This window comes from Undibacterium sp. SXout7W (assembly GCF_049339385.1).
GTDB lineage: Bacteria > Pseudomonadota > Gammaproteobacteria > Burkholderiales > Burkholderiaceae_D > Undibacterium.
This window is the reverse complement of the sequence record NZ_JBMPPF010000053.1, coordinates 1-991: the sequence shown is the minus strand read 5'-3', so window position 1 is coordinate 991 and position 991 is coordinate 1. Positions and strand designations below refer to the sequence as shown.

The 991-nt window shown below is 51.8% G+C and carries 1 pseudogene; it reads left to right on the top strand.

The features are described from left to right. Window positions 1-61 precede the first annotated feature (61 nt). Window positions 62-991, top strand: a pseudogene (locus ACO0LB_RS20430) (IS3 family transposase); the annotation flags it as partial.

Below are 991 nucleotides of genomic sequence, written 5' to 3'. Positions count from 1 at the left end.
GTGGCCCGCCCCCCAAAAAAATTAGTACGATAAAGATGTAGAGTTTGCCTATCGAGGCAGCATGAAAAAGCGATTTACGGGAACACAAATCATTGGGGTGTTAAAGGAAGCGGAGGTCGGCGTGAAGGTGGCGGATCTGTGCCGCCGGCACGGCATCAGCGAAGCGACCTACTATAACTGGAAAGCCAAGTTTGGCGGCATGACTGTGTCAGGCGCGCAGAAACTCAAAGCGTTGGAAACAGAAAATGCCAAACTCAAACGCTTGCTGGCAGAATCCCTGCATCGACAATGCGGCCTTAAAAGACATCGTCAGTCAAAAGTGGTGAGCCAACAAGCCAGGCGTGCTGCCGTCTCGCATCTGATGACGGCGCTACGCTATCGGCGACTGCACATCCTGTTGCGACGCGATGGCTGGTCAATCAATCGGAAACATACTTACCGCTTATATCGGGAAGCCGGACTGATGGTGCGCAGGAGAAAACGCAAACGCATCGTCGGCATCGGGTGCGAAAGGAAAGCGCCGGCAGCCGCACCCAATCAAAGCTGGTCGATGGACTTCGTCTCAGATGGTCTGTTAGACGGCCGCCGAATTCGCTGTCTGAATATCGTCGATGATTTTACGAAGCAATGTCTGGCGATTGAAGTCAATCATTCGCTGCCAGGGCAACGGGTAGTTCGCGTACTGGAAAGGCTGGCGGAAAAGCGAGGTTTGCCGCAATCCATCACGGTCGATAATGGCCCTGAGTTTGCCGGCAAAGCTCCAAGGTGTACAGCTCCACTTTATCGAGCTGGGCAAGCCACAGCAAAATGGCTACATTGAGAGTTTTAACGACAAATTCAGGGACGAATGTTTAAATGAGCATTGGTTTATATCGATGCACTACGCCAGGGTCATCATCGAAGAATCGCGTCAGGACTATAATGAGCAACGACCGCACAGTTCGATTGGCTATCTGACGCCGAATCAATTTGCAGACAGTTTTTTAACCGC